Origin of the sequence: Dyella caseinilytica (genome assembly GCF_016865235.1) — a bacterium.
Lineage (GTDB): Bacteria > Pseudomonadota > Gammaproteobacteria > Xanthomonadales > Rhodanobacteraceae > Dyella_B > Dyella_B caseinilytica.
This window is the reverse complement of sequence record NZ_CP064030.1, coordinates 1,071,246-1,095,689: the sequence shown is the minus strand read 5'-3', so window position 1 is coordinate 1,095,689 and position 24,444 is coordinate 1,071,246. Positions and strand designations below refer to the sequence as shown.

Genomic DNA, 24,444 nt, shown 5'->3' with positions numbered 1-24,444 from the left:
TGCTCTCTGCAAGGCCACCCCTCACCCCAACCCTCTCCCCAAAGGGGAGAGGGAGCAAAGCTCAGGGCTGCAGGCTGGTCAGCCAGGGCGCCGGACAAGCAGGCGCACCACCCGCCGCCAAGGCCGGCGCAACGCTGGCAATCCGTCCAGCCAGATCGGACAAGGCCTGCTGATGGGCGGCGACCAGCCCGTCGTAGCCCTGCCCCGGGTTCTCGCTGATGTGGCTACTACAGGTGAGCACGGTGTCACCCTTCAGCGGGCGAATCGACCAGGTGGCGTCGATCAGCGCGTAGTTGCCGGGAGACGACTCAAAGCGGCGCAGGTCAATCTTGATGCGCAGCACCGGCTTGCCGTCGACCGGCAGACCGCTGCCGATGTCCTGTGCATTCAGGCGATGCGACAGGTCCACTGACAACGCACTCCGCACTTCATCAGCCAGCGGCGCGATCCAGCGCTGGCCATCCAGCAAGGCCACGGATTGCCCACCTTGCCGGACCACGAGCTGCGGCACATCGACCTGCGCCGGAATGCCCACCGGCAGCAGTTCGAACTGGAAGCCTGCCGGGGATGGGGTCGCGTCGGCCTGTGTGCTGTCCGGTGCCGGGACAAGCGTGTAGTAGTGCACCGGCGCCGAAGCACAAGCTGCCAGCGCCGCTGCGCCGAACGCCACCATCAGGTGTCGCATACGAATCATGGCTTGCTCCCTTGCTGCGGCTGGGCGGTGGACGTGGGACTGTTGGCCGGCAGTGGCGCATCCTTGCTGCGTCCACGGATCAGCGAGCTCGGATTCGTATCAAGGTAATCCGTCAGCGTACGCAGCGAACGGGCCATGCGTTGCAGCTCCTGCAAGGTGCTGTTGAGGTTTTGCTGCAGCGGTGAATCCGGCGAGAACGCGTTGTTTGCCGTACCCAGTGTCTGATTGGCACCTTTGAGCGTGCCCTGGAACTCCGGCAACACCTGATTGTTGACCTGGTTCAGCGTCTTGTTGAGCGTTGCCAGAGTCTCGTTGAGGTTGTTGCCGATGCTGTCGAACGGAATCTTCTGAATCTTGTCGACGATGTCCGCCAACTGCTCCTGCAACTTGTCGAAGTTGCCCGGCGCAGTGGGGATTTCCAACGGACGCGCATCCGGGTTGTATTCCGCCTTCGACGCGTTCTTCAGGAAATCGAGCGAGATGAACAACTGGCCGGTCAGCAGGTTGCCGATCTTCGCTTGCGCGCGCAGGCCGTGCTGAACCAGCGTGCCCATCATGTGCGAGAGATCGTCGTTGTCACCCTGCGACTTGGCCAGCGCCACCAATTTCTGGTGCGCGGCGCCGAGGCGGTCGGGATAGATGACAGCGCCCACGTAGATCGGGAAATGCCCGGTCTTTTCGTCGTAGTCCATGCGGATCGAGACCACGTTGCCGATATTGATGCCGAGGAATTCGACTGGCGCATTCACAGTCAGACCACGCAACGGCTGATCGAAGCGCATGCGGATGTAATGCGGCTCGCCATCCGGCGGCGCCATCGCGTTGGCCTGCGTGTCAAACAGGGTGAAGACGGCATTCTCGTTCGCCGGCTCCGCACTGGGATGCGGCCCGGGTGAATCCAGGAACGCCACGCCGCCGGCCAACACCGTTGCCAGCGATTGCGTGTTGAGCTTGAGGCCATCTGCGCCCAACGATACGTCCACGCCGCTCGCGTTCCAGAAGCGCGAATCGGTGGTGACAAACTTGTCATAAGGACGCTCGATGAAGATCTGCAAGGTCACACCCTTGCCATCGTCATTGAGTTTGTACGAGGCCACGCGTCCGACCTGAAGGCGCCGGAAATACACCGGCGAACCAATATCGAGCGAACCGAGATCGCCCGTATGCAGGATGAAGCTCTTGCCTTGCGCGTCGTGCGTCACCGATGGCGGCGTTTCCAAACCGACGAAATCCGTCTGCTCCTGCTTCGACTGGCCAACATCCACACCAATAAACGAGCCGGACAGCAAGGTATCGATACCCGAGACGCCGCCCAGCCCGATCCGAGGACGCACGACCCAGAAGCGCGTATCGGAAACCGCGATGCCCGCTGCACTCTTTTCAAGGTCGACCTTGACGTTCACCTTGCTGCGATCAGGGCTGAGGCGGATCGTGGTGACCTTGCCGATCACTACATCCTTGTACTTCACCACGGTCTTGCCCGGATCCAGGCCATCAGCGCTCTGGAAGCTGATGGTGATGGCCGGCCCCTGCTGCATCCACGCATTGATCACCAGCGACAGCCCCACCAGGGCTGCCACGATGGGCACCAGCCAGATCAACGAAGCGCTGACGCGACGATGACGCACCACCGGTTCCGGTAGTTGGCCTCCGAGATCGGATTGTGTTTTGTCAGTCATCTTCGTCCTTGCAGTCCCATATCAGGCGCGGATCAAAACTCATGGAGGCGAGCATGGTAAGCACCACGGTAAGCCCGAAATACACAACACCGGGCAGCGGCTCCACCTGGCTGAAGAACCCGAACTGCACCAAAGCCGTCAACAGCGACACCACGAACACGTCCAGCATCGACCAGTAACCGATGAACTCCACCAGCCGGTACAACTTGGCGCGCTGCGTGCGCGCCCAGGTGGTGCCGCAATGGCGCACGCTCAGCAACAGCGTGCCGATCACCAGGAACTTCATCATCGGCACCACGATGCTGGCGGTGAAGACGATGACCGCCAGATCCGGCGACCCCTTTACCCACAACTCGATCACGCCGCTGAGGATGGTGTTGTCGTCCACATCCCCCAGGCTCACCGTGCGCATGATCGGCAGCAGATTGGCCGGAATGTACAGGATGAAGGCGGCAATCAGCAGCGCCCAGGTGCGTGCGCAGCTATTGGGCTTGCGCCGGTGCAACGCGCTGCCACAACGGGGACAAGCTGCGTCGGCGATCTGCGTATCGCGGCAGACCAGGCCGCACACATGGCAGCCGATGAGGCCCAGTTCGTGCGCGCGTGGCAAGGCACTCACGACGCCTCCTCCGGAAGCAGCTCCCAGAACCGGCGCACATCAATGCCCGAAAAAATCGTGATGAAGATCGCCAGCACCGCGTATGCATACACACCCGCATCCGGCGTCACATCGAAATACAGATGTGCCTTGACGATCGAAACCAGTACACCGAGCACAAACACTTCGCTCATCGTCCAAGGACCAATGTAGTGCAGCAGCACCATCAACGACTTGAAGCCGGGAGCCCGACGCCCTGCCCGGGCAAAAATCAGCAGCCAGCCCAGCGTCAGCATCTTGCACAGGGGAAAGAAGAACAGCGTCGCTGCCGCCAGCACCGCCACCACCTGCGAATGCTCCTGCCACATCATCGCAATGATGCCCCACAGGCGGGTGCGGATCTGCTCGCCATTCAAGCTCAGCGTGATGATCGGCCAAACATTGGCCTGCACGAACACCACCATCACCCCCGCCACCAAGGCCAGCATCGCATCCAGGCCAATCCGCTGATGCCTTTCCAGCACGGCATGGCAACGCGTACAACGGGCCACATCGCCACGCGCCAGAGGGCGGCGGCGATAAACCGTGTCGCAGTGCTCGCAGATCAGCAGCGTCGAGGTGAGCGCTGGATTGACCTGTCCGCGAGGGGAGGATGGCAAATTCATACGGCTGATTCTCGCAAATCCAGGGCCTTCATGCGCGCAAGCGGAATCCGCTGATTCATTCTTCGCGAATACCATCGGGGTTGTCCGTCGATATCCCTTGATATGCTTCGCGCTGCCCCGACCTGTGTGGGCATGAATTCTCAGGAGCATCTCGTGAACGCTGCCGTCGCCAGCCCGCACATTTTTGACGTGGACCAGGAAAACTTCGAAGCCGAGGTGCTGCAAGCCTCGCTCAAGACCCCGGTGCTGGTGGATTTCTGGGCCACCTGGTGCGGCCCCTGCAAATCCCTCGGGCCTTTGCTGGAAAAGCTGGCCAATGAATTCAACGGCGCATTCCGCCTGGGCAAGGTCGATGTCGACAAGAACCAGGAATTAGCTGGCATGTTCGGTATCCGCAGCATCCCCACCGTGATGCTGGTGAAGGACGGCCAGATTGCCGATGGTTTTGCCGGCGCCCTTCCGGAAGGCCAGCTGCGTGAATTTCTGTCCCGTCATCTGCAGCCGCTGGACGGCGATGTCGATGAGGCCACCGAAGCCGCACCGCCGGAATCGCCTGAGCAGACCATCAATCGCCTGCAACAAGAGCTGGCGGCCTCGCCGGACCAATCCGAACTCAAGCTCGAACTGGCGATCGCACTGGCCCAGGCCGGCCACGCCTCGGCCGCCGAAGCCGAGCTCAACGCCCTGCCCGCCAACCTCGCCACAGACTCGCGTGCTGTACGCCTGCGCAGCCAGCTTGATCTAGTGCGTTCGCTTGAAGGCAAGCCCTCCTTGGATGTGCTCCAACAGCGCGTGCAAGCCAATCCGCAGGATTGGGAAGCGCACGATCTGCTCGGCGTGCGCCTGTTGCTGGGTAGCGATCCTGCAGCAGGCCTCGAACATTGGCTGCTGCTGCTTGAAAAAGCGCGCGACTGGAACGACGGACAAGCCAAGAAGCGCCTGCTGGCGGCGTTCAACACGCTGGATGATGCCGAACTGGTGGGCCGCTATCGCCGGCGGATGGCATCGCTGCTGTTCTGACCGACAAACCATACGCATGAGTATGGTACGCTAGGTGCTCCTCTCCGGAGCACTACCTTCATGCGCGCCTCCCTCTTCCGTCGCCTGCTGAACGTGTGGCCACCGTTCCTGTGCAACAGCATTCGCGTGCTGAGCCTGGACGAGGACTACACCGAGGCGCGCGTCGTGCTGCGCTTGCGCCCATGGAATCGCAATTACGTGCGGGCCCAGTTTGGCGGCAATCTGTTCGCCATGACCGATCCGTTCTGGATGCTGCTGATCCTGCATCACCTGGGCAAAGACCATTACGTGTGGGACAAAGCTGGCGCGATCGATTTCGTCGCTCCCGGTCGTACCGATGTGTATGCCCATTTCAAACTGGAATCCGGCGTACTGGATGAGCTGCGCACCGCAGCGGCAGACGGCGAGAAAGTGCTGCGGTGGTTCGAAGTGCAGATAAAAACGGCGGCTGGCGAGGTGATCGCCATCGTGCGCAAACAGATTTACGTTCGACTCAAGCCACGCGAACGCCCCGATTTGGCGGCCACCCCGGTGGCTTCATCGCAAGCGTCCTAGCATCTTCGGATGCTCCTATGCTTCGCGCACCACGGTTATTCGGGAAGTGACGGCAAGCGGCAGTGAAGGGCTCTCCCCTACAATGGGCCCTCCCCACTCCCCACTCGAAAAACCTTCCTATGCAGCGGTTGCGCTTCAAACGCTACATCATCACCGGCCTGCTGACCTTCATGCCGTTATGGGTCACTTGGCTGGTTTTCAAATTCGTGGTCGGCCTGCTCGCAGAACTGGGCGCACCACTGGTCACGGCACTGCTCGGCACACTGGGATTCGTCGCACCACATACGGCCAATCAGCTCAGCCAGAGTTGGGCGACCTATGTGCTGGCGCTGCTGCTGACCTTGCTTGCGTTATATCTGCTCGGTTTTCTTGCCAACCGCGTGATCGGCCAGCGCCTGCTCAATACCTTCGATACCTTGCTGCAACGTATTCCTCTGGTGCAGACCATTTACGGCGGCACCAAGAAACTGATGGCCGTGCTGCAGAACAAACCCAGCGGGGTGCAACGCGTTGTGCTGGTGGACTTCCCGCGCAAGGGCATGAAAGTGGTGGGTTTCGTCACGCGCGTGATGACCGAGGAAGGTACCGGTCGCGAGATGGCAGCGGTCTATATTCCGACCACGCCCAATCCGACCGGTGGCTATCTGGAAGTAGTACCCGTGGAAGAGCTGACGCCTACCGACTGGACGATGGACCAGGCCATGGCTTTTATCATTTCCGGCGGTGCGGTCGCGCCTGATACCTTGCCGGCTCCACCGGCCAGTTTGCGGGCCGCGCCACCCGAGGATCGTGCATGAGCTACCGCCGCGTTTTCCTTTCGCTCTTGCTCGGAGCGTTCGCCATGACCACTCATGCCGCGGGCCCGCACGACAGCGACTGGATCACGCCCGCCGAAACCTCGCAGTTCCGCACCACGCCCAGCTACGAACAAACGCTGGCTTATCTGCAACGCCTGCAACAGACCGCACCCGGCAAGATCAAGCTGGAGACCTTCGGCATCTCGCCGCAAGGCCGACCGATGACTGTCGTGATCGCCAGCAGCGACGGCACGTTCACGCCAGACGCGGCGCGTGCAGCACACAAGCCCATCGTGCTGCTGCAAGCCGGCATCCATCCCGGTGAAATCGAAGGCAAGGATGCGGGTCTGATGCTGCTGCGCGATATCGCTGTCACCGGCAAATATCCGCACCTGCTCGATCACTTGGTGCTGGTCTACATTCCCGTTTTCAGCGTAGACGGGCACGAGAACAGCTCGCCCTACAACCGCATCAACCAGAACGGTCCGGAAAGCATGGGCTTTCGCGGCCAGTCGCAATACCTCAATCTCAACCGCGACTACATCAAGGCTGATGCACCGGAAATGCAGGACTGGCTGAAACTCTGGCAGACATGGCTGCCGGATTTCCTGATCGATGTGCACACCACCGACGGCGCCGATTACCAATACGACCTGACCTGGTACACCGAAGATCCGCACAAGCTCGATCCTGCCATCGCGAGATGGCAGCGGAAAACGATCGTCGACGAAACCATGCCTGCGTATGAAAAGCGCGGCCATCTGGCTTCAATCTATCTGGAATTCAAGGACGGTCGCGATCCACGCAAAGGCATCGAAAATTTTGGTTCCGGCCCGCGCTTCTCCACCGGCTACGCCGCCTTGCAGAACCGTCCCGCGTTACTGCTCGAAACGCATATGCTGAAGTCATACGCGGTGCGCGTGCACGCCATCTACGATCTTCTTGCTGTGTTGCTCGGCGACATCAATCGCGACCCATCGGCACTGCTGGCTGCGACCAGCAAGGCCGATGCTGACACGATCGCGCGTGCAGGCAACGCCAACGTGCAAGTGCCGCTGACCTTCAAGCTCGATCCCACGTCAGCGCCGTTCGAACTGAAGGGTTATACGTTTACGCAAACCCACAGCGACATCTCCAACGATACCTGGATCCAATACGATCCCAGCAAGCCGCAGACCTACCGCATCGACAACTGGAACGGCCTGCTGCCCGACCTGTCGATCACCCCGCCTGCCGCCTATGTCATCCCAGGCGAATGGACCAGCATCATCGAAAAGCTGGATACGCACGGCATTGCTTACCGGCGCATTGGCCATCCGATGAAGAAAGTCGAGGCGGAGGCATATCAGCTCGATCAGCCGCAATGGGCCAGCGAACCCTTTGAAGGGCATGTGATGCTGCGCACCTTCAGCCTGCATACCGCGCCGACCGAAGTCAGGCTTCCGCCCGGCTCGGTCATCGTGCCCTTGAACCAACGCGCCGCCAATGTCGCCATTGAACTACTCGAACCTCAAGCACCGGATTCCCTGCTGCACTGGGGTTATCTCAATGCGATCTTCGAGGCCAAGGAATATGGCGAACCACGCGTGCTGGAGAAACTGGCGCGCGACATGATGGCGAAAGATCCCAAGTTGAAGGCTGAATTCGAGCAGAAACTACACGATGATCCGACCTTTGCTGCGAACAGTCGCGCGCGACTGGAGTTCTTCTTCGAGCGTTCCCCGTGGTACAGCGTACAGGCCGTTGGCGCTTACCCTGTGCTGCGCCTCAATGCAGCACAGCTGGCCATCCTTGGCACCAAGTAACCGCGAGCAACATTCCGTTGCTCGCGTCGGCACGCTGGCTCGTCTTGGCCACCGTCGTCTGGTGTACAACGGCATCGCTCCTGCTAACGCGATGAATTTGAGCGTGCTGGCGTGAGCTCTGTCCGCAGGGAAGCGGACGAGTAACCGTCGTCCAGTGTATGGAGGAAGGTGATGATGTCTTGGATATCTTCAGCGGTGAGCGGCGGCGAATCGCCAACGTGACGGTCGAAGGGTGCATCGGTGATATCGACGTTGCCTTGATAAGCCGCTGGTATATCGTTGTATAGCTCCAGCTTGCCGTTCGCATCGTGCGGATAGATCTTTTCGGGCGCGACGCTGCGCAAATTGTAGAAATCCATTACCTGCGTCAGCGTGTGGTAGGCGCCGTTGTGAAAGAACACCGCGCGCCTGTCTACGTTGCGCAGCGTGGGTGTGAGGAACATGCCGCAGTATTGCGTCTGGTGTGCGAGATCCTTGCGGAACGGGCCGCAAATACCGAGATCGTAGTAATGCGGATCCCGGTTTAGCACCAGCGCGGTGTTGCGAGGTACGCCCAATGCTTCGTATTGCGTGTCGGTGAACAGCGGAGGCAAGCCATCACGGCTCGGCTGGCTGAGGTGGCAGCCTGCACAATTGCCTTTCTTCGGGTCGTTGAAAACGCGCAACCCGCGCAGTTCGGTGGCCGTCAGTCGTGCGTGCCCTTGCAACCATGCGTCGTACTTGCTGGTGAACGGATGAAAAGACGGGTCTTCGATCTGAAAGCGGCCGATGGCGAACATAGCCTCGGAAACCAGCTGCTGCGGATCGTTGACAATGCCAGGTCCGAACAACAGGGTGAACGATTGGCGATAGCGGCTGTTCACCAGTTTGTGTGCCACGTCATCGATGCTGCTGTTGGCCATTTCCACGGGATTGAGCAGCGGCAAATACGCCTGTCGTTGCAGCGAATCGGCGCGACCGTCCCAGAACAAGCCGCCTTGCGCCACCATGGCTGGCGCGGCAGGCGCCACGCCTGCTTGCTTGGTCGCGCGCGAATCGCCGCGTACGGATGCAGCGATCGCATTGAGGTCTGGCGCTACGTCGTTATCGGCTGCATCGGGGCCAATGCTGAAAGGCGGCTGCCGATACAGATACGCAAGCGAGAGCGGCGGCCGATAGCCGGCCTGGTGTAGATCCTTTCCACCCTCTTGCACCGTCAGTGCGTTAGGCGGGTTGTAGCCGTATGCGGGGCTATGGCAAGAAGAACACGATTGCCGTCCGGAACCCGATAGCATCGGATCGAAGAACAGGGATTTGCCGAGCTGCGCAACCGCGCTCAGCGGATTCGTCTGCGGCAATTTCAGATGGACCGGATGCGGATTGATGCCACTGTTGTCGGCCGTATCGCTTTGTAGTTTCGTGGCTTGGTTGATAAACGCGTAGCTCGTCAGGCAGCTGCATACGCAAGCTACGCCAAGCAGGATTTTGAACAGCCGAAACGGCTTATGTCGTGCTTGCGCGCGTAATGTCGGGGTATCCGAAGTCAAAGGCATGTCCAAGGCAATAGCGTGATGGAATGCGATGCGGCCCGGAAAACATCCCTGCTCCGCGACATGTCACGGAGCAGGGATGGGCTTCATTCGCTGTGTGCTAGGCCGAGATCTGGCAATGATCCCGCGCCGAGCCTGCGATCAGGAATGCCAGGGGTCACGCCAGTCGTTAATCGGTGTGCCCTGGTTGGGATCGAGGAACAACGGTTGCGCCAGATCGAAGCGGCGGCGGTTGAAGTCGAACATACCCATGATGCTGCCGGTGGTGGCATCGCCCGAACCTTGGCCAATACGCTCGCCATGCAGCCAGTTGTCCTCGATGAAGCGCACTACCGAAGCCTGCGTGATTTGCGTGCCATCCACATAGTTGACGCGTGCATACGGCGAGATCACGAGGAATGGCGTACGCGTGCCGGGGCCACAGCGACCGTTGACCGTGCCACCATTGAGGCCCACGCCCTGTTTGGCACCCGTCGCATTGCAGATGCCCGGACCATTGAGCTGGTCGGCGCCGGTGACCGAACCTTCTGTAGTGGTCGAGTCGAAGGACGACGTGGTGGGCGAGGCATAGCGATGGTCGTACCAGCCATCCGAGTCGTCATAAGTGATGATGACGGCAGTGCTGTCCCAATCGGGCTGTTTCTGCAGGAAGTTGATGAGCTTCACCACGAATTCCTGCTCGTCCAACGGATCGGAGTTGCCCGGGTGCGCATCATGCACGGCGGGCGGCTTGATATAGCTCACCGACGGGAAATTGCCAGACTTGACGGCCTTGATGAAATCTTGCACGTCATACTCATGATGTACCGGGGTGGACGTGCTGTCCTTGTCGTCGGTATAGCCGATCTCTTCCACCGAGGTCGGACGCGTGTGCGCCGGATTCGAGGTGGTGGCGTAATACTGGAACCAGTTGTGGTGCGGCGTGTAGTCGGTCTCGGTGGCATCCAGCACGCTCGAATAGGTGCTGCGCTGGCAACCGGTGGTGCCGTTTTCGTTCACGGCCGTCAGGTCGAAGCCGCCCATGAAACCGCCCCAGGTGATGTGGTGGGCATTGAGCAGATCGCCGATGTTCTTCGACGTCATCGACACCGTGCTGCTGGTCGAGGAGCACGAGTCATAGGCCGGATCGGTGTCGCCGATCAAAGTCAGGCCGCCCTGGGTGTCAGGGATGGTCGAAGCCGAGCCAAGTACAACCTTGGCACCATTGTTGGTGCCCGATACCACGGCAATCGCGCCTGGTGTCGAAGGACCGTAGGTGTCGGTATAAGCGTTGTCGTCCATCGCGAAGTGCTGCGCATAGTTCCACATCGCGGTGACGGTATTGCCATCGAAGTAACCCATCACAAGACCATGCGTGCCGAACGCGCCGGTCGTGGTCACCGTGTTGTTACCCGTGTAGGCGGGGAAACGGTCGGCGGCGCCGTTGTCGTACGCGAGCTGCTCCGGCGTGTAGCTGTGGTTCTGACCTTCAGTGTTGGCCTGCGTGCGATCAAGGCGGAAAGGATTCACCGCATTGACGCCGTTGATGGGGTTGAGCTTGTTCGGATTGTCGTTCAACAGTGCCGGCGAGAGGCCGTCGACCTGTGGCGTGAAAGGCCTGGCCTTGAACGCTGGTTCGCCCGGAGGATTTGCCGCCACCGGATAGGTGCCGAAGTAATGATCGAACGAACGGTTTTCATCGAAGATCACGACGAGATGCTTGATCGGCGTCGCGGTGGGAAGCTGATCTTGTGGTGAGCGGCCGCCGCCGTGCCACGGGGAATGTGCAGAGAAATCGGCGTTCTGATTCGAGCTTGGATCGACCTGGGCATAGGCGAGCGTGAATCCCATCAAGGCGATCGACGCAGGCAAGATTGCCTTGCGGAACATACGAAGACTGAACATGTGAAAACTCCTGGAGTGGGTACGACGACACAGGGTTGGTACAGCACCCATTTCTACGGATTCCCCCTTACGACAGGCCACGGGCCGCACTGATGGCGCAGCCCTTGGCATGCTCCGAATTGAACCATCTGGATATGAAGGTTCCGGGACAGCCGGACGCACCCGCATGCATCGCCGGGACTCAGCCTCACTTTTCGTGTTGAACAGACTTTGGCGTTCTGTCCAACCGCAGGGATGGCGGCGTCATAACAGCCATAAGACCGTCGCTGCCCTCGCCAAAAATGTCGGCACTGGCGCACAAACGGCCACTCCGGCCGCCTACCCCACCCCTGACCTTTGACACTGTGGCGCCCATGACCTTTGACCTAGCTTGGGCGGTCATGGCCGCCATCAGGCGTATCCGCGCGGCCAGCATGACCGGAAGCCGCCCGCGGGCGATTCACTGACCACCAGAGGGATATTCATGACCTACAAGCACTTGAAGCCGTTGTTGCTCGCCGCGAGCGTCACTTTTGCCCTGGCCGCCTGCGGCAAGCAGGAACAGGCCGCCGCGCCAGCACCGGCTCCGGCACCCGCCGCCAGCGCACCGGCTGGCGCTTCGACCACCGCCAGCGCCGCTAAACCGGCCAGCATTTTCGACGTCAACGAGCTGGACAACGGCATCAATGCCTGCCAGGACTTCAACGGCTTCGTCAATGCCAAGTGGATCAGCGCGAACCCGATTCCGTCGGATCACACCAGCTGGGGCGCCTTCAACCAGCTCGCCGAGCAAAGCCTGAACACGCAGCACGATATCGTCGATGCGGCCGCCAAGAACGCCGCACAAGCCGCGCCCGGCTCGATCGAACAGAAGATCGGCTTGCTATTCCAGGCGGGTATGGATCAGGACGCCGTCAACAAGGCCGGCTTCGATCCGATCAAGCCCAAGCTGGACAAGATCGCAGCGCTGAAGAGCCCGGCTGACGTGGTCTCGTTTATCGACGAGAGCTTCGCCCAGGGTGACCAGCAGGTGTTCAACTTCGGCTCTGGTGCTGATTTCAAGGACGCCAAGATCCAGATCGGCTTCGCCAACCAGTCCGGCCTGGGTCTGCCCACGCCTGACTACTACACCGATCCGAAGCAGGCGGATCTGCGCGACGCTTATAAGACGTACATCGCCAAGTCGCTGACCCTCATCGGCGTGTCGGATGCCGATGCGAAGAAGCAGGCCGATGACGTGCTCGCCTTCGAAACGTCGCTCGCCAAGTCCTCGCTCTCGCCCACCCAATTGCGCGACTTGGACAACGAATACCACTTCGTGAGCGTGGCGCAGGCTGACAAGGTCACCCCGCATTTCAACTGGGAAAAATTCTTCTCGGCACAAGGTCTGACCATCGACAAGGGCTTCTCGCTGTCGCAGCCGAAGTTCTTCGCCGAGTTCGACAAGCTGCTGACCACCGCACCGCTTTCGCAGTGGCAGGCCTACCTGCGCTTCCATGCCATCGACGATGCCTCGCCGTTCCTCAGCACCGCCTTCCAGGACAACCGTTTCGATTTCTACGGCAAGACCCTCTCCGGTCAGCCGGAACAGAAGCCTCAGTGGAAGCGTGTACTGGACACCGTCAACAGCTCGATGGGTGAGGCACTTGGCCAACTGTATGTCGCCAAGGAATTCACACCTGAAGCCAAGCAGCGCGCTGAAGAACTGGTCACCAACGTGCGTGAAGCGCTCAAGGAGCACATCCAGAATTCGGACTGGATGAGCGATGCCACCAAGCAGAAAGCGCTCGACAAGTGGAACAAGTTCCTACCCAAAATCGGTTATCCCGATCACTGGCGCAGCTGGGACGGCCTTGATATCAAACAAGGTGATTACTACGGCGACGTGATGGCCGCGGCCAAGTTCAACTACGACTGGGATATCGGCCACATCGGCAAGCCGACGGACCGCACCGAATGGGGCATGACCCCGCAGACGGTCAATGCCTACTACGACCCGAGCACCAACACGATCAACTTCCCGGCCGCGATCCTGCAGCCGCCGTTCTTCTATGCCAACGGTGACGATGCCATCAACTACGGTGGCATTGGCGCGGTGATCGGTCACGAATCCAGCCACGGCTTCGACGATCAGGGCAGCCAGTTCGACGGCGACGGCAACAAGGCCGATTGGTGGACCGCGCAAGACAAGGCGCAATTCAAGGCACGCACCACCAAGCTGGTCGATCAGTTCAACAACTATGCACCGCTCAAGGACAAGCCGGACGTGCACGTTAACGGCCAGTTGACCCTGGGCGAAAACATCGCTGATCTGGGTGGCCTCAACGTGGCCTACGACGCGCTGCAAAATGCACTGAAGAAGAATCCGGACGAAGCGCAGCAAAAGATCGACGGCTACACCCAAGACCAGCGCTACTTCCTGAGCTGGGCGCGTGTGTGGCGCAACAACACGCGTGAGAAGCAGGCGCTGCTGCGTCTGAACACCGATCCGCACGCACCGGCCTCGCTGCGCGCCATCGGTGCGCCGTCGAACATGACGGCCTTCTCCGAAGCGTTCCAGTGCAAACCGACCGATCCGATGGTCCGCTCCGGCGATAAGCAAGTAAAGATCTGGTAAGTCGATCGACATCTGTCACGGCGTAATGGCCGCGATGTGAAAACGAAAAGCCCCGCATGCGAGTGCGGGGCTTTTTCTTTGCGCTGGCTGGAAACCGACACCTACCCCTCGCGACCCGTGAGCGATCCCATGGACGAAGAAGGAGCATCTGATTCGTAAGTTGCTTCACAACTTCGTAACTTGATGTGATAATAACAACGATTCGCATTTACTGAACTAGTCAGGGGCAGCAAGCGGGATTGAGGTGGCAGTTGTAGAGCCATGGGCTCAAGCGAAGCACTCAAGCGAGCCAACCATCTGTTCGGTATCACCTTTTCACCTTCCCGATCCGGTCCCTATGCCCGCCAACTTTCGCGCCTCCCCTCTGCACGCCGCCCTGCTGGTTGCCCTAACCCTTCCCGCCGCAGCACATGCGCAAACCACCGCTTCGCCCAGCGACACCGCCAGCAGTTCGCAGAACGCCAGCGACAACAAGCCCAAGACCCTGGGCTCGGTGCACGTGACCGGCAGCATCGTCGGCAACGACTACGAAACCGATACCTCCACCGTGGGCGCCAAGGTGCCGACCTCGCTGCGCGACATCCCGCAAACCGTGGTGGTGGTGAATCGCGATCTGCTCGATGCGCAGGGCGCCACCTCACTGCAGGATGCATTGCGCAACGTGCCAGGCATCACTATCGGTGGTGCGGAAGGAGGCCAGATCGGCAACAACATCAACCTGCGTGGGTTCACCGCGCGCACCGATATCTATCTCGACGGCTTTCGCGATCCCGGCCAGTACTACCGCGACGTGTTCGATCTGGATGCGATCGAAGTGCTCAAAGGCCCCTCTTCCATGCTGTTCGGCCGCGGCTCCACCGGCGGCGTGATCAATCAGGTGACCAAGGAGCCGGAGTTGAAGTCGTTTGGCGAAGTGACCACCACCCTTGGCTCGGATGATCGTTATCGCACCACCGCGGATTTCAATCAGCCGCTGTCCAACACCGCTGCCGCACGTGTGGAAGTGTACGGCCAGGACATGCACACCACGCGCGACGTGCAAAAGAACCAGGACTTCGGCATTGCTCCCTCAGTGCGCTTCGGCATCGGCACGCCGACACAGATCACGCTTTCCGCACTGATCCAGCGCAACCACGACATGCCTGACTACGGCCTGCCACCCATCAATGGCCGCCCGGCCGATGTGAGCTACAAGAACTGGTACGGCCTCACCGACGATCGCACCAACCAGAGCGTCAACGAATTCAATGCGCGACTGGAACACATCTTTTCCGACAACGTGAAGCTGCGCACGCAGCTGATGTACAGCCAATACGACACCAACGCACGCGAAACCGCCGCCAACAGCGTGGTGACGAATACCGGCGTCACGCTCAACAAGACGCTGGGCAATCCCACCAATGTGCCGTTGCAAGATCTGTACGTGCAGCTGGCCAGCCACGATCGTGTCATTCACGACACCATCCTCGACAGTCAGACCGACCTGACCACCCAGTTCGATACCGGCAGCCTGCAACACACGCTGATCACCGGCGTGGAACTGGCGCGCGAAACGTATAACAACCAGGGTTACACGCGTAACGGCCTGCCACTGCTCTCGCTGCTGGATCCCGTGCAAGAGTCCACACCGCCCAACGTCACCACCACGGTTGGCAATTACGCGCAATCGGTCGGCAAAACCGCGGCGGTGTACGCCAACGACACCATCAAGCTCAACGACCAATGGATGGTGGTGGCTGGCGTGCGTCGCGACGAATTCGACGCGCACATCAGCAACTCGGTCTCGCTACCCGCATACGCGCAGCAAACGGTTTACTTCACCAGCGTGCGCGGTGGCGTGATCTATCAGCCGGATGAAAAGCAGTCGTACTACGTGTCCTACGGCACCTCGTTCGACCCGTCGCTGGAGCAGCTCACGTTGACCAACGGCACGCAGGATCTGGCGCCGGAGAAAAATCGCTCCTACGAAATCGGCGGCAAATGGAACCTGATGGATGACGCGGTGGCGATCAACGCCGCGTTGTATAACCTGGAACAAACCAACGCGCGCAGCGAAACCTCAACCGGCGAATACACCCTGGATGGCAACATCCGCGTACGCGGCGCCGAGCTTGGCGTGGTCGGCCACCTGACCAAGAACTGGCAGATCTTCTCCGGCTACAGTTATATGGACGGCAAGATCGTCAAAGCCGTGGACGGCACCCAGGGCAACATACCGGCCAACACGCCGCGCAATACCTTCACCACCTGGACCACTTACACCTTTGCCGAACACTGGGAAGCTGGTGGCGGCCCGACCTATATGTCACAACGCTACGCGGCAAACACAGATGCAGTCAGCGTCGGTGGCTATACCCGCTGGGATGCCACGGTGGCCTTTCATCAGCCCAGCTACGATATTCGTCTCAACGTGCTCAACCTGACCAACAAGCGCTATTTTGACGCGCTGATCCAATCGGACGGTGGTCGCTCCGTGCCGGGCATTGGGCGCACAGAAATGGTGACATTTACCTATAAGTTCTAATGCTGGAACAGTCATGCCGCCACTGCCGTGATTAGCAACGAATGTCTGGCCTGCCGTAAGCTTGCTCGTCGTCCCAGCGAAGGCTGGGACCCAGCGACTTTGTCTATACCCAAAGCCCTAAGCCTCAGTTCGCTGATGCAGTAACACCATCGCGTTGCATCAATCCGAGGTTCCACCATGCTGGTGCACATCCCCAACCTGCTCAACAGCGAACAGCTAGGCCACTTTCACAGCCAGCTCAATGCCAACAACGCTCCCTGGGTCGACGGCCGCGTCACCGCAGGCCACCAAGGCATCCACGTCAAACAGAATCAACAGCTCGCCGAAGGCTCCACCACAGCACTCGAACTGGGTGACATCGTGCTCGCTGCGCTGGAACGGCACCCGCTATTCATCAGCGCCGCCCTACCCAATCGCGTCTATCCACCCATGTTCAACCGCTACCAAGGCGGCATGCACTTCGGCAGCCACGTCGACGGCTCGATCCGCCTGCTCCCCGGCACTGGGCAGAAAATCCGCACCGATCTCTCCGCCACCCTCTTCCTCGCCCCACCCGACAGCTACGACGGTGGTGAACTGTTGGTTGAAGATACTTACGGTACGCAAACCGTCAAACTCCCCGCCGGCGACCTGATCCTCTACCCCGCCAGCAGTCTGCACCGTGTGAATCCTGTTACACGCGGCACCCGGCTAGCCTGCTTTTTCTGGATACAAAGCATGGTGCGCGACGATGGTCAGCGCACGCTGTTGTTCGATCTGGACAACGCCATCCAGCGGCTTGCCGCAACAGGTGGTGATGAAGCGTCGCGGGTGAAGCTCACCGGCTGCTATCACAACCTGTTGCGGATGTGGGCTGAAAGCTAAGCCTCAACCACCCCAGCACTGCGCCAAAGTGCCGGTACCGGAGTTGGTGCGCGTACCATGCTGGTCCAACGTAAGCGTGCCGCACTGCGTATCGCGCGTGGCCTGCGAACCGATCGGTGTGGCTTGGATGATATAGCTCGTCGCCGTCGGCGCCGGCACCCCGTACTCGTAGTTGTTGCCAGTCTGCGCCGTGGATGCACAATCCAGCACCATGGGAGATATCGGCGAACCGGTCGCCGGGTTCGGCACGGGAGCTGCCGTGGAACTGGAGGCAGGCGTTTCCGCGTAGTTCAGGCTGTTGGTGTAGAAGCGCTCCATGTAGTTCGCATACTCGGACATGCAGCCCGTCGCCGCCGACCGATTCGTCTTGACCACGTAACTCGAGTAGGAGGAGATCGCGATCGCCGCGAGGATCGAGATGACCGCCACCACGATCATCAACTCGATCAGGGTGAAGCCTAACGAAGCAGCACGCTGCGGTTTGGATGTTTGCTGGATGCTCATGCTCAATTCCTGATTTCGCGCCAGGAGACTCGGCCCGGACCGTTGTTGTTGGGCGGGTTCACACGATAGATGGCTGCGCCGCCCGTTACGGTCTGGCTCACCATATAGATATTGCCGTTGTAGCTCACAGCAGTGGGCGTGCCGACGCCGTTGAACTGCTCGCCGCTGATGATGAGGCCACTGGACGAAGTGAAGAAGCCTCCTGCCACCGGGCCACCGTTGATCGCATCGAAAGCCATCGTCCAGCCAGTCTGGGTGTTCGCCGTGCATTGGGTGTTCGACACCGCAGGCGGAATGGCCGTATTCACCACCACCACGCCATCGATAATGGCAGGGCTGTAGATGATCTGCTCGTTGCTGTCCGGCAAGTTGTACATCCAGCCGTACTGCGAGTTGCCCGATGAACAGGTGCTGCTGCCGGCCCAGCAAATGGTAGTGGCGGCGGACAAAGTGCGATAACCCGTGATCTGCCCCTGACCGGTGACCGCCGTTTCCGTGGAGGTTACCGGTGACAGGCTGCTGGTCGAAATGGTCTTGCTGCCCGTTTCCGACGCAAGCTGGACGGTTGACAGACTGTTCCAGTTACTCATGTTCCAGTCCCAGATGCCATAGAACGTCTGCTGCTGGGTGGCGGTGCTGCCGGAGCCAGTGGACGTGGGAGCATACAGCACACCCGAGTTGCCGGTTTGCGGCGTCTGCTCGCCGGTGCCGAAATACAGCATGTTGCGGCTCACGCCATTGGTCAGGACGGTGGCCGTGACAATGCTCGTGGTGATCGGCTGCGATGCGGTGTTGGTAGCGGTGCCGTTAGTCAGTGTGGACGTTGCGGTAAACAAGGGTGAGCAGGCTGCGGTGACCACACTGCCATTATTGACATTGCTGCTATTGCTGCAGGTGGATGTCGTACCACTGCCAAAGTTGGAAACGCTCCAGTTGGCGGCGTTATTGCTGGTCACGTCAAAGCGCCACACGTTGCCCTGCTGGTCGCCGGCATAGAGGTAATCCATGATGCCATCGCCATCCAGATCCACAGGGGTGACGTAAGCGATGCCATTTTTGCTGGAGGACGAACCCACCCCGGTGTCCAGGAATAGGAACGTCACCGCACCCGCAACCGCACCCGTCTTCGTATTCGTGGTGGAGGTCACCAAGCCGATGTAGACGCCGGCACTCGTGCCGCTGTTCAGGCCGTTGCCGAAGATAATCGCCCACTGGCCGTTATGCATGCGCACGACGGAAGGCGTCCCCACCGTGTTGCCCAGATGCGGCATGGTAGCGTTGGTCCAGTCGCCCATCACTAGCGAGCCGGCATTGCTCTCGGAGAAATTGCCCGGAGTGGTAACGTCCAGCACATAGATCTCCTTACCGTTGGAGCCCACTCCACCCACCAGCCAGGTGTGCCAAAGGTTGTTATAAAACAGGTCGCCCGCGCCTGGCGTGGCATCCACCAGGTACTGGTGCGAGTAAAGCGGGTTGGTGAGCTGGGCCGACTGATTGAGCAACACGTTGTACGGCATGTAGCCAATCACTTCCTTGCCGTCGTTGTCACCGATGCCTGTGCCGCTGGGATCGCTGAAAACACCGCTGGTGAAGTAGCCTGCCTCGAAGCCATGCAGGTAGCCATCGTTGCTGCCCACGTACACCACGTTGAGGCGGCTCGCATTGTTGCCGGCGAACGTGCCGTAGGTTTGCGCGCTGCTCTGGTTTTCCGGCGGCGAAACGTTGCTGCCGTACAAGCCATCGCTGAAAGCATTGTTGTATTGGCCCGCCACCGGCGCACCCACCCACGTGGGACTGGAGTCAACGATGTCACCCAGCACATAGGTGCGCGCATTCTGGCTACCGGCGGATGTAGTGGTGCAGTCGCCCGAGTACTCCCACGGACCACTGGTGGATTGCGTACTACTGTACAACTGCTCGAAGCAGCGCTGACCGAGCAGCCAGTCCAGGCGCTGCTGGCCGGTGCTGGTGGTGTCGCCGCTGGTAGCGGCATTCAATGCGGTTTGCACGGCCGAAGGAAAACTACTCAACGACTGTTGCATCGAAAAGCCAACGCCACTTCCTGTCGTCGTTACGTCGTTGCCCGTCGCAGTCATCAGCACGCGGTTTTCAGGCGTCACGAACCCATTGGAAGCCGTAACTTCATGGAGCGGATTGCCGTTGGTATTGGTCCCCATGGTGTCGCACCAACCACTGGTCAGTGTGCACTTGCCATCCCAGGTGGCCGTACTGTTGGCGACAAGGTCACCATTGCTGTCCGCATTCAGCGCGATGGCCTGCAAGCTGCCCCACCAGGGGTCAGCTGAATAACTGGCCAGATAGATCTGCGTGCCCGTCCTGTACTGCCCCGACTGGATGGTGTTGGCCGCCGCGCTACTGGTAGAGGACAGCGGCGAAGCCTTGAAGCAGGTGATCTCGTGCGAGTTCCATCCGCCACCGGTACCCGCGGAGAAACCAAAACGCAACGAAGATGGCAAAGTGCCATTGCTCGTTTCGATGTTGGTATTGGTCATCACCGGGTTCATGGAGCCGCCGTTGTAGCTATAGGAAAGGCTGAGCAGGCCCCCGGCCGAAATCTTCAACTCGTAGGTAATCGGCCATGCGAGCGGGTTCGCAACTCCCTGTGAATTCGTCGTGGGATTACGCGTGACACCCGTCGATTCGTTCGCGATCAAGTTCGCGGTTGGCAGTACCGCATAACCACCGGGGATGGCGTTGTAATTGCCGTCAGGAAGCGCGGTGTATGTGTACGAGCCGCTGCTACCGCCCGAAACGTATTTACCGGACTGGCATGCCGCATAAATCTTGCTCGCATTAGGAGTAGAACCTGAGTAGTAGCTCGAATTCAGTGCTTGCAGCGCTGCCCAGGTGGTATTGCCCGAACCACGCAGGCCAATGCGTTCGGGCTGATACTGCGAGCTCCCTGTACCACCCCACTTGTTGGTACCGTTGGCGGTTGTCGATTCACCATTGAAGGCGTCGTTGGAATTGAATATGCCTGCGCTGCCGTTATCGCCGTATACCCAGTAATACGTCTTGTTCTTCACCGTTATAGGGGGAACTTGCGGGGTAACTTCATTGGTTGTGCTGGTGCTCCAATTGCCGCTGTTGAGGAAGTTACCGTATTCGTCAATGCCCAGGCCAAGATAGGCATTGGCAATACCTTGGTAAGCACCAGCGTTGGCGTTGGAGCAGTCGTAACCCATGGCACCACCGTTACCGCCTGTCGTGGTCGGAGCAGTCTTGGTGCCATCCGTGAGGATGAACGTAATGCCGTCCGCACCGTCTCCGGCTGATGTTGAGGCGCTACTGTAGCTGTTGCCACCAAACGAATAGGTGGTGAAAGTGATGTCGATGCCTTGGCTCAACGGGAACGGGGGAAATGCGGACAGGATGGCGCCGGTCTGGTAGCCCACGGGGGGCGTAAGCAACAAAGCACCCTGCCCTACCGTTTGTTCATTTGCCGGGATCGCGTAGCCGGCAAGCGTGCTGGGGCATGCCTGTATGGAACCGGTGCCATTACCTGCTGTAAGGCAAGCATTGGACGATGCAGCTCCGTTGTTCGTCCCCAAGGTCGTCCATTGCAAGCTGGCCGCCGCGCCTTGGAAATTCTCGGCACACGTGCCGCCCGCCTGTCCACAGGTGCCGGACGAGCTGGACGATGAGCTGGAACTGCTTTGGGCCGCTACGTTGCCGCCTGCCAAGATGGCGGCCAACGCAAACAGGGCCACGCAGATTTGTTTGTTCATGGGTTCGCCCCCTTCAAGACTTTCCAGCACGCGGTGCGCGCGGATTCGTTCGTTCCGTGCGCGGATGAATCCCGCTCACGGCAGGTTGTTTGCATCACTCAATTTCGGAATACCGACTGCAGCAACACATAGGCGCGGTCACTGATCACAGTTGGATCGCCGCTGCGCGCGGTGATGCGGTAGAAATCCGCTGTTTGCGGCGCGGGCGTTTGACCGTAACTCATCTTGCTGGTTTGCTTCACGGTCGGGTTCGGCACCTGGAAGTTGCCCATGTACTCGATGATGTACTGCGGCTGGCTGGCCGCCATGCCGCCGGCGGCGTACTGGGTCACGTTGTAAATGTTGCTGGCAGGCACGCCGGTATCGGTGAACGGGTTGGACTGGCACACGTTGCCACTGGATGCCGAGCAATTGAAAGACGCGCCAGCTGACGTATCGTTTTCGATGGCCAACGCGGCTTCGCGCATGGCCGCCTCGGTCTCCTGAAAGGCCACTTCGCGATCGTAGAAATTGGCCGACATCTTCTGCTGCACGATGGTGCCGCTGACAGCGGCAAGACCCACGAGGGTGATGACCAACAGCAGGATCAGCGCCACGGCCAGCGCCACGCCGCTCTGACGGGAGCGCGGAGGGAGTCGGGCGGGCAAACCACGTACGGAAAGTCGGCTCATGTCATTGCACCCGGTTACGCACGGTGGAAGTGACGGTGTAAACGCGCTTGATCGGCGGAGCGGCGGACGCGCTGCTACCGGTGTAGGTACCCGCGTAGGGACCACTGCTCTGCTGCAAAGTCAAGTTGACTTGTACCGCATCCACCGATGGCCAATTGGTCACGGCGGACGCCTGGACGAAGCTTGTCGTGTTGGCCATGTTGTAGGTGATGCTCATCTTGGTTACGCCACGCACCATCTCTTGTGGCGTGACTGTACCCGCAGCAGTGTTCACGCTGGCAAGGTACAACGAGGTGGTTCCGGCCGGGTTGGTGCCGAGGTACCACACGCCCGCCGCCACGGTCGCGATCGGCGAGTTGGCAGCGTAGATGTAGGTATTACCCGTCCCGCACACCGTGGGATAGGCCAGACCCGTGGAACAATTGACCGTGTTGCCTCCCCATTCCCCGCCATAGCCGAGGTTGCCCCCGGCATAGCTGTTGGCGCGGAAGATGGTTGCCTGCCAGGGATCGCATACGATCATGATCGCGCCGGGAACAAGGTCGGTACTCGTGCCGTTGAGCGAGAACGAGGTGCTGGTCGACGTTTGAGTGTTGACGGTCAGGCCGACATCCGCCGCACTCAATATCATCAGCGAATCGGTACCTGCCACCTGGTTGGTGACCGCATTGGCGCCGGTGAACGCCGGGTTGGTCGCGGTGCCCGCACCATAGCCCATCAAGTTGTTGCTCCAGTTGGCCCACCAGTCGCTGTCATCGCCGTAGGGACCATCCGACAACACATTGGCCACCTGGCCATTGTTGCCGCAGCCCAGCAGCCCGGCTTCGCGAATGTTCTGCGCCAGCATCTCGAACGACATACGGGTGCTCTGCTGCACATCGCTCAGCGCGCCATTCGTGCGATAGACCTGCTGGTTGGCGAGGAAAACACTGGTCACACCAGCGATGACGATCAGGCCGAGCAACATGGCCACCATCAACTCGATCAGGGAGAAGCCGACAACGGCTTTCGCGGGGCGGCGGTTCATAGCATGGCCTGGGTAGTGACGGTCTGCTGGCCCGTAGTATCCGTGGTAGCAGACACGGACTTGCTGTCGTCGTACGTCACGGTAACGGTGCAGAGTCCCAGGCTGCCTGTGCAGTTGATCGACCCGCTGGCAGACGCACCAAGACCGGCAACCAGCTGGGTGCACCATTGGGTGAGCTGCGCATCGGCCAACGTGCCGGTCGCCGTGGGGCAGCCGCTGCCGCTGGCGTTGACTGAGGCGACGTTGTAAGCACCACTCTGCGCTGCAACCAAATCTGCACGCATGGCATCGAGGATGGAATAGCTCTCCATGACAGCAAAGCTGCGTGCCATCGAACTGTTGTTCATCGACAGCGAACGTGCCTGCATCGCGGCCATGCCGAGAAACCCGATGGACAGCACCAGCACGGCGATCAGCACTTCGATCAAACCCACGCCGGATTGCTTGGCAGGTGCCATGCGAAAACCGTTATGTCGCATCATGGGCAGGCTCCCGTAGTAGGGCTGGGGCTGCTGGTAATGATGTTGCCGGCAGCCATGAACACCTGGATGTGGTTGTTGGTGCTGAGTGCGGTTGAACAAACATCCACGACCGGGACGGTTTGCGGGGAACCGGAGTCGAAAGGCGTAGCCGTGCCGGGATATAAGCCCTGCCCTTGCCCGTTGAAACGGATCGCCTGCATCGTGCCGCTGATCTGTATCGAAGAAATGCCCAGTTCAGAGGGCGCCGCCAGCACCTGCGTGGTGCTCGTGGCGCCGGGGCTGGTCAGCGCGAGGACTGCGCCAGCATTCGTACCGCAGGCAGTGCCCAGTGCGTCGGTCGTGTTGGTGGTATCAGAGTTGCTGCAGAACTGGACCGATGCGTTGCGCTGGATCGCTGCCATCCGCGCATTGTTCAGCGCGCCGATCAGGGCGTTTGCCGCCGTCGTGAGCCGGTTGGCATTGATAGCCTGGGTGAAGTTCGGTACCGCGATCACCAGCAAGATCGCCGCCACGGCAACGGTGACCATCATCTCAACAAGCGTGAAGCCGCGATCCTGCCTGCGCGCAGCAATCACAGACGGGCAGACAGAAGAAGGACGCCCTTCTAGCGGGGCACGCCCACCAAAGCGCTTCGCTGGCGCGATAAAACGATGCATGGTTGGCATTCCCCCATAAGCCCCTGGATGGCAAGTCTACCTATCCAGCATCAACCCGAAAGGATCGAACTCACGCAATGAAAGGGATTTCTGACGAACGACGAGATTTTCCCGACGAGTGGTCATTCGACCCAACCGGGATATG

Annotated in this window: 19 protein-coding genes; 7 read left to right on the top strand and 12 right to left on the bottom strand. The window is 60.1% G+C overall.

The window, feature by feature from the left end; all coding sequences use genetic code 11:
* Window positions 1-61 precede the first annotated feature (61 nt).
* The 4 genes from ISN74_RS04465 to ISN74_RS04450 are packed head-to-tail and all read right to left on the bottom strand — an operon-like array spanning window position 62 to window position 3,636.
* Window positions 62-694, bottom strand: a complete 633-nt coding sequence (locus ISN74_RS04465; RefSeq protein WP_188797765.1) for a PqiC family protein — start codon at window positions 692-694, stop codon at window positions 62-64.
* Window positions 691-2,373, bottom strand: a complete 1,683-nt coding sequence (locus tag ISN74_RS04460; RefSeq protein WP_188797763.1) for a PqiB family protein — start codon at window positions 2,371-2,373, stop codon at window positions 691-693. The genes ISN74_RS04465 and ISN74_RS04460 overlap by 4 nt, the downstream gene beginning before the upstream one ends.
* On the bottom strand, window positions 2,366-2,992 hold the full coding sequence (locus ISN74_RS04455; protein ID WP_188797761.1) for a paraquat-inducible protein A: 627 nt from the start codon (window positions 2,990-2,992) through the stop codon (window positions 2,366-2,368). The genes ISN74_RS04460 and ISN74_RS04455 overlap by 8 nt, the downstream gene beginning before the upstream one ends.
* A complete protein-coding gene (locus ISN74_RS04450; RefSeq protein WP_188797759.1) occupies window positions 2,989-3,636 on the bottom strand; it encodes a paraquat-inducible protein A in 648 nt (215 codons plus the stop codon). The genes ISN74_RS04455 and ISN74_RS04450 overlap by 4 nt, the downstream gene beginning before the upstream one ends.
* Window positions 3,637-3,768: 132 nt before the next feature.
* Between ISN74_RS04450 and trxA the strand changes: the two genes are divergently transcribed.
* The 4 genes from trxA to ISN74_RS04430 all read left to right on the top strand — a co-directional run bounded on the left by trxA (window position 3,769) and on the right by ISN74_RS04430 (window position 7,813).
* Entirely contained in the window at window positions 3,769-4,656 is an 888-nt protein-coding gene (gene trxA, locus ISN74_RS04445) for a thioredoxin (protein WP_188797757.1), read from the top strand.
* Window positions 4,657-4,716: 60 nt separating this feature from the next.
* Window positions 4,717-5,211: a DUF4442 domain-containing protein gene (locus tag ISN74_RS04440; RefSeq protein WP_188797755.1), complete on the top strand. Its 495-nt coding sequence runs from the start codon at window positions 4,717-4,719 to the stop codon at window positions 5,209-5,211.
* Between the two features lie 119 nt (window positions 5,212-5,330).
* Window positions 5,331-6,008, top strand: a complete 678-nt coding sequence (locus ISN74_RS04435; RefSeq protein WP_188797753.1) for a DUF502 domain-containing protein — start codon at window positions 5,331-5,333, stop codon at window positions 6,006-6,008.
* Window positions 6,005-7,813 carry a M14 family metallopeptidase gene (locus tag ISN74_RS04430; RefSeq protein WP_188797751.1) on the top strand — a complete coding sequence of 603 codons (1,809 nt, stop codon included), beginning with the start codon at window positions 6,005-6,007 and terminating at the stop codon, window positions 7,811-7,813. Before ISN74_RS04435 ends, ISN74_RS04430 begins: the two co-directional genes overlap by 4 nt.
* A gap of 83 nt (window positions 7,814-7,896) precedes the next feature.
* Here the strand turns inward: ISN74_RS04430 and ISN74_RS04425 are convergent, their stop codons facing one another.
* Window positions 7,897-9,339 carry a cytochrome-c peroxidase gene (locus ISN74_RS04425; RefSeq protein WP_229679001.1) on the bottom strand — a complete coding sequence of 481 codons (1,443 nt, stop codon included), beginning with the start codon at window positions 9,337-9,339 and terminating at the stop codon, window positions 7,897-7,899.
* Window positions 9,340-9,483: 144 nt separating this feature from the next.
* A complete protein-coding gene (locus ISN74_RS04420) occupies window positions 9,484-11,226 on the bottom strand; it encodes a phospholipase C (protein ID WP_188797748.1) in 1,743 nt (580 codons plus the stop codon).
* Between the two features lie 463 nt (window positions 11,227-11,689).
* On the opposite strand from ISN74_RS04420, the gene ISN74_RS04415 reads away from it, so the two are divergent.
* The 3 genes from ISN74_RS04415 to ISN74_RS04405 all read left to right on the top strand — a co-directional run bounded on the left by ISN74_RS04415 (window position 11,690) and on the right by ISN74_RS04405 (window position 17,210).
* A complete protein-coding gene (locus ISN74_RS04415) occupies window positions 11,690-13,822 on the top strand; it encodes a M13 family metallopeptidase (protein WP_188797746.1) in 2,133 nt (710 codons plus the stop codon).
* 337 nt (window positions 13,823-14,159) lie between these two features.
* Window positions 14,160-16,346: a TonB-dependent receptor gene (locus tag ISN74_RS04410; RefSeq protein WP_188797744.1), complete on the top strand. Its 2,187-nt coding sequence runs from the start codon at window positions 14,160-14,162 to the stop codon at window positions 16,344-16,346.
* A gap of 177 nt (window positions 16,347-16,523) precedes the next feature.
* A complete protein-coding gene (locus ISN74_RS04405) occupies window positions 16,524-17,210 on the top strand; it encodes a Fe2+-dependent dioxygenase (protein ID WP_188797742.1) in 687 nt (228 codons plus the stop codon).
* A gap of 3 nt (window positions 17,211-17,213) precedes the next feature.
* Here the strand turns inward: ISN74_RS04405 and ISN74_RS04400 are convergent, their stop codons facing one another.
* The 6 genes from ISN74_RS04400 to ISN74_RS04375 all read right to left on the bottom strand — a co-directional run bounded on the left by ISN74_RS04400 (window position 17,214) and on the right by ISN74_RS04375 (window position 24,299).
* Window positions 17,214-17,714, bottom strand: coding sequence for a type IV pilin protein (locus ISN74_RS04400; protein ID WP_188797740.1), 501 nt, complete (start codon window positions 17,712-17,714; stop codon window positions 17,214-17,216).
* Between the two features lie 2 nt (window positions 17,715-17,716).
* Entirely contained in the window at window positions 17,717-21,463 is a 3,747-nt protein-coding gene (locus tag ISN74_RS04395; protein WP_188797738.1) for a PilC/PilY family type IV pilus protein, read from the bottom strand.
* Window positions 21,464-21,561: 98 nt separating this feature from the next.
* Window positions 21,562-22,134, bottom strand: a complete 573-nt coding sequence (locus ISN74_RS04390) for a pilus assembly PilX family protein (protein ID WP_229678999.1) — start codon at window positions 22,132-22,134, stop codon at window positions 21,562-21,564.
* A gap of 1 nt (window position 22,135) precedes the next feature.
* Complete coding sequence (locus tag ISN74_RS04385) at window positions 22,136-23,161, bottom strand: PilW family protein (protein ID WP_229678997.1); 1,026 nt, start codon at window positions 23,159-23,161, stop codon at window positions 22,136-22,138.
* Complete coding sequence (gene pilV / locus ISN74_RS04380) at window positions 23,158-23,643, bottom strand: type IV pilus modification protein PilV (RefSeq protein ID WP_188797736.1); 486 nt, start codon at window positions 23,641-23,643, stop codon at window positions 23,158-23,160. The genes ISN74_RS04385 and pilV overlap by 4 nt, the downstream gene beginning before the upstream one ends.
* A complete protein-coding gene (locus tag ISN74_RS04375) occupies window positions 23,640-24,299 on the bottom strand; it encodes a GspH/FimT family pseudopilin (RefSeq protein ID WP_188797734.1) in 660 nt (219 codons plus the stop codon). The genes pilV and ISN74_RS04375 overlap by 4 nt, the downstream gene beginning before the upstream one ends.
* Window positions 24,300-24,444 lie beyond the last annotated feature (145 nt).

Bases quoted from the DNA above. Each gene is read 5' to 3' on its own strand.
- ISN74_RS04465 (WP_188797765.1), bottom strand. From the start codon at position 694: ATGATTCGTATGCGACACCTGATGGTGGCGTTCGGCGCAGCGGCGCTG.
- ISN74_RS04460 (WP_188797763.1), bottom strand. From the start codon at position 2,373: ATGACTGACAAAACACAATCCGATCTCGGAGGCCAACTACCGGAACCG.
- ISN74_RS04450 (WP_188797759.1), bottom strand. From the start codon at position 3,636: ATGAATTTGCCATCCTCCCCTCGCGGACAGGTCAATCCAGCGCTCACC.
- trxA (WP_188797757.1), top strand. From the start codon at position 3,769: ATGAATTCTCAGGAGCATCTCGTGAACGCTGCCGTCGCCAGCCCGCAC.
- ISN74_RS04440 (WP_188797755.1), top strand. From the start codon at position 4,717: ATGCGCGCCTCCCTCTTCCGTCGCCTGCTGAACGTGTGGCCACCGTTC.
- ISN74_RS04435 (WP_188797753.1), top strand. From the start codon at position 5,331: ATGCAGCGGTTGCGCTTCAAACGCTACATCATCACCGGCCTGCTGACC.
- ISN74_RS04430 (WP_188797751.1), top strand. From the start codon at position 6,005: ATGAGCTACCGCCGCGTTTTCCTTTCGCTCTTGCTCGGAGCGTTCGCC.
- ISN74_RS04420 (WP_188797748.1), bottom strand. From the start codon at position 11,226: ATGTTCAGTCTTCGTATGTTCCGCAAGGCAATCTTGCCTGCGTCGATC.
- ISN74_RS04415 (WP_188797746.1), top strand. From the start codon at position 11,690: ATGACCTACAAGCACTTGAAGCCGTTGTTGCTCGCCGCGAGCGTCACT.
- ISN74_RS04410 (WP_188797744.1), top strand. From the start codon at position 14,160: ATGCCCGCCAACTTTCGCGCCTCCCCTCTGCACGCCGCCCTGCTGGTT.
- ISN74_RS04405 (WP_188797742.1), top strand. From the start codon at position 16,524: ATGCTGGTGCACATCCCCAACCTGCTCAACAGCGAACAGCTAGGCCAC.
- ISN74_RS04400 (WP_188797740.1), bottom strand. From the start codon at position 17,714: ATGAGCATCCAGCAAACATCCAAACCGCAGCGTGCTGCTTCGTTAGGC.
- ISN74_RS04395 (WP_188797738.1), bottom strand. From the start codon at position 21,463: ATGAACAAACAAATCTGCGTGGCCCTGTTTGCGTTGGCCGCCATCTTG.
- ISN74_RS04390 (WP_229678999.1), bottom strand. From the start codon at position 22,134: ATGAGCCGACTTTCCGTACGTGGTTTGCCCGCCCGACTCCCTCCGCGC.
- ISN74_RS04385 (WP_229678997.1), bottom strand. From the start codon at position 23,161: ATGAACCGCCGCCCCGCGAAAGCCGTTGTCGGCTTCTCCCTGATCGAG.
- pilV (WP_188797736.1), bottom strand. From the start codon at position 23,643: ATGATGCGACATAACGGTTTTCGCATGGCACCTGCCAAGCAATCCGGC.
- ISN74_RS04375 (WP_188797734.1), bottom strand. From the start codon at position 24,299: ATGCATCGTTTTATCGCGCCAGCGAAGCGCTTTGGTGGGCGTGCCCCG.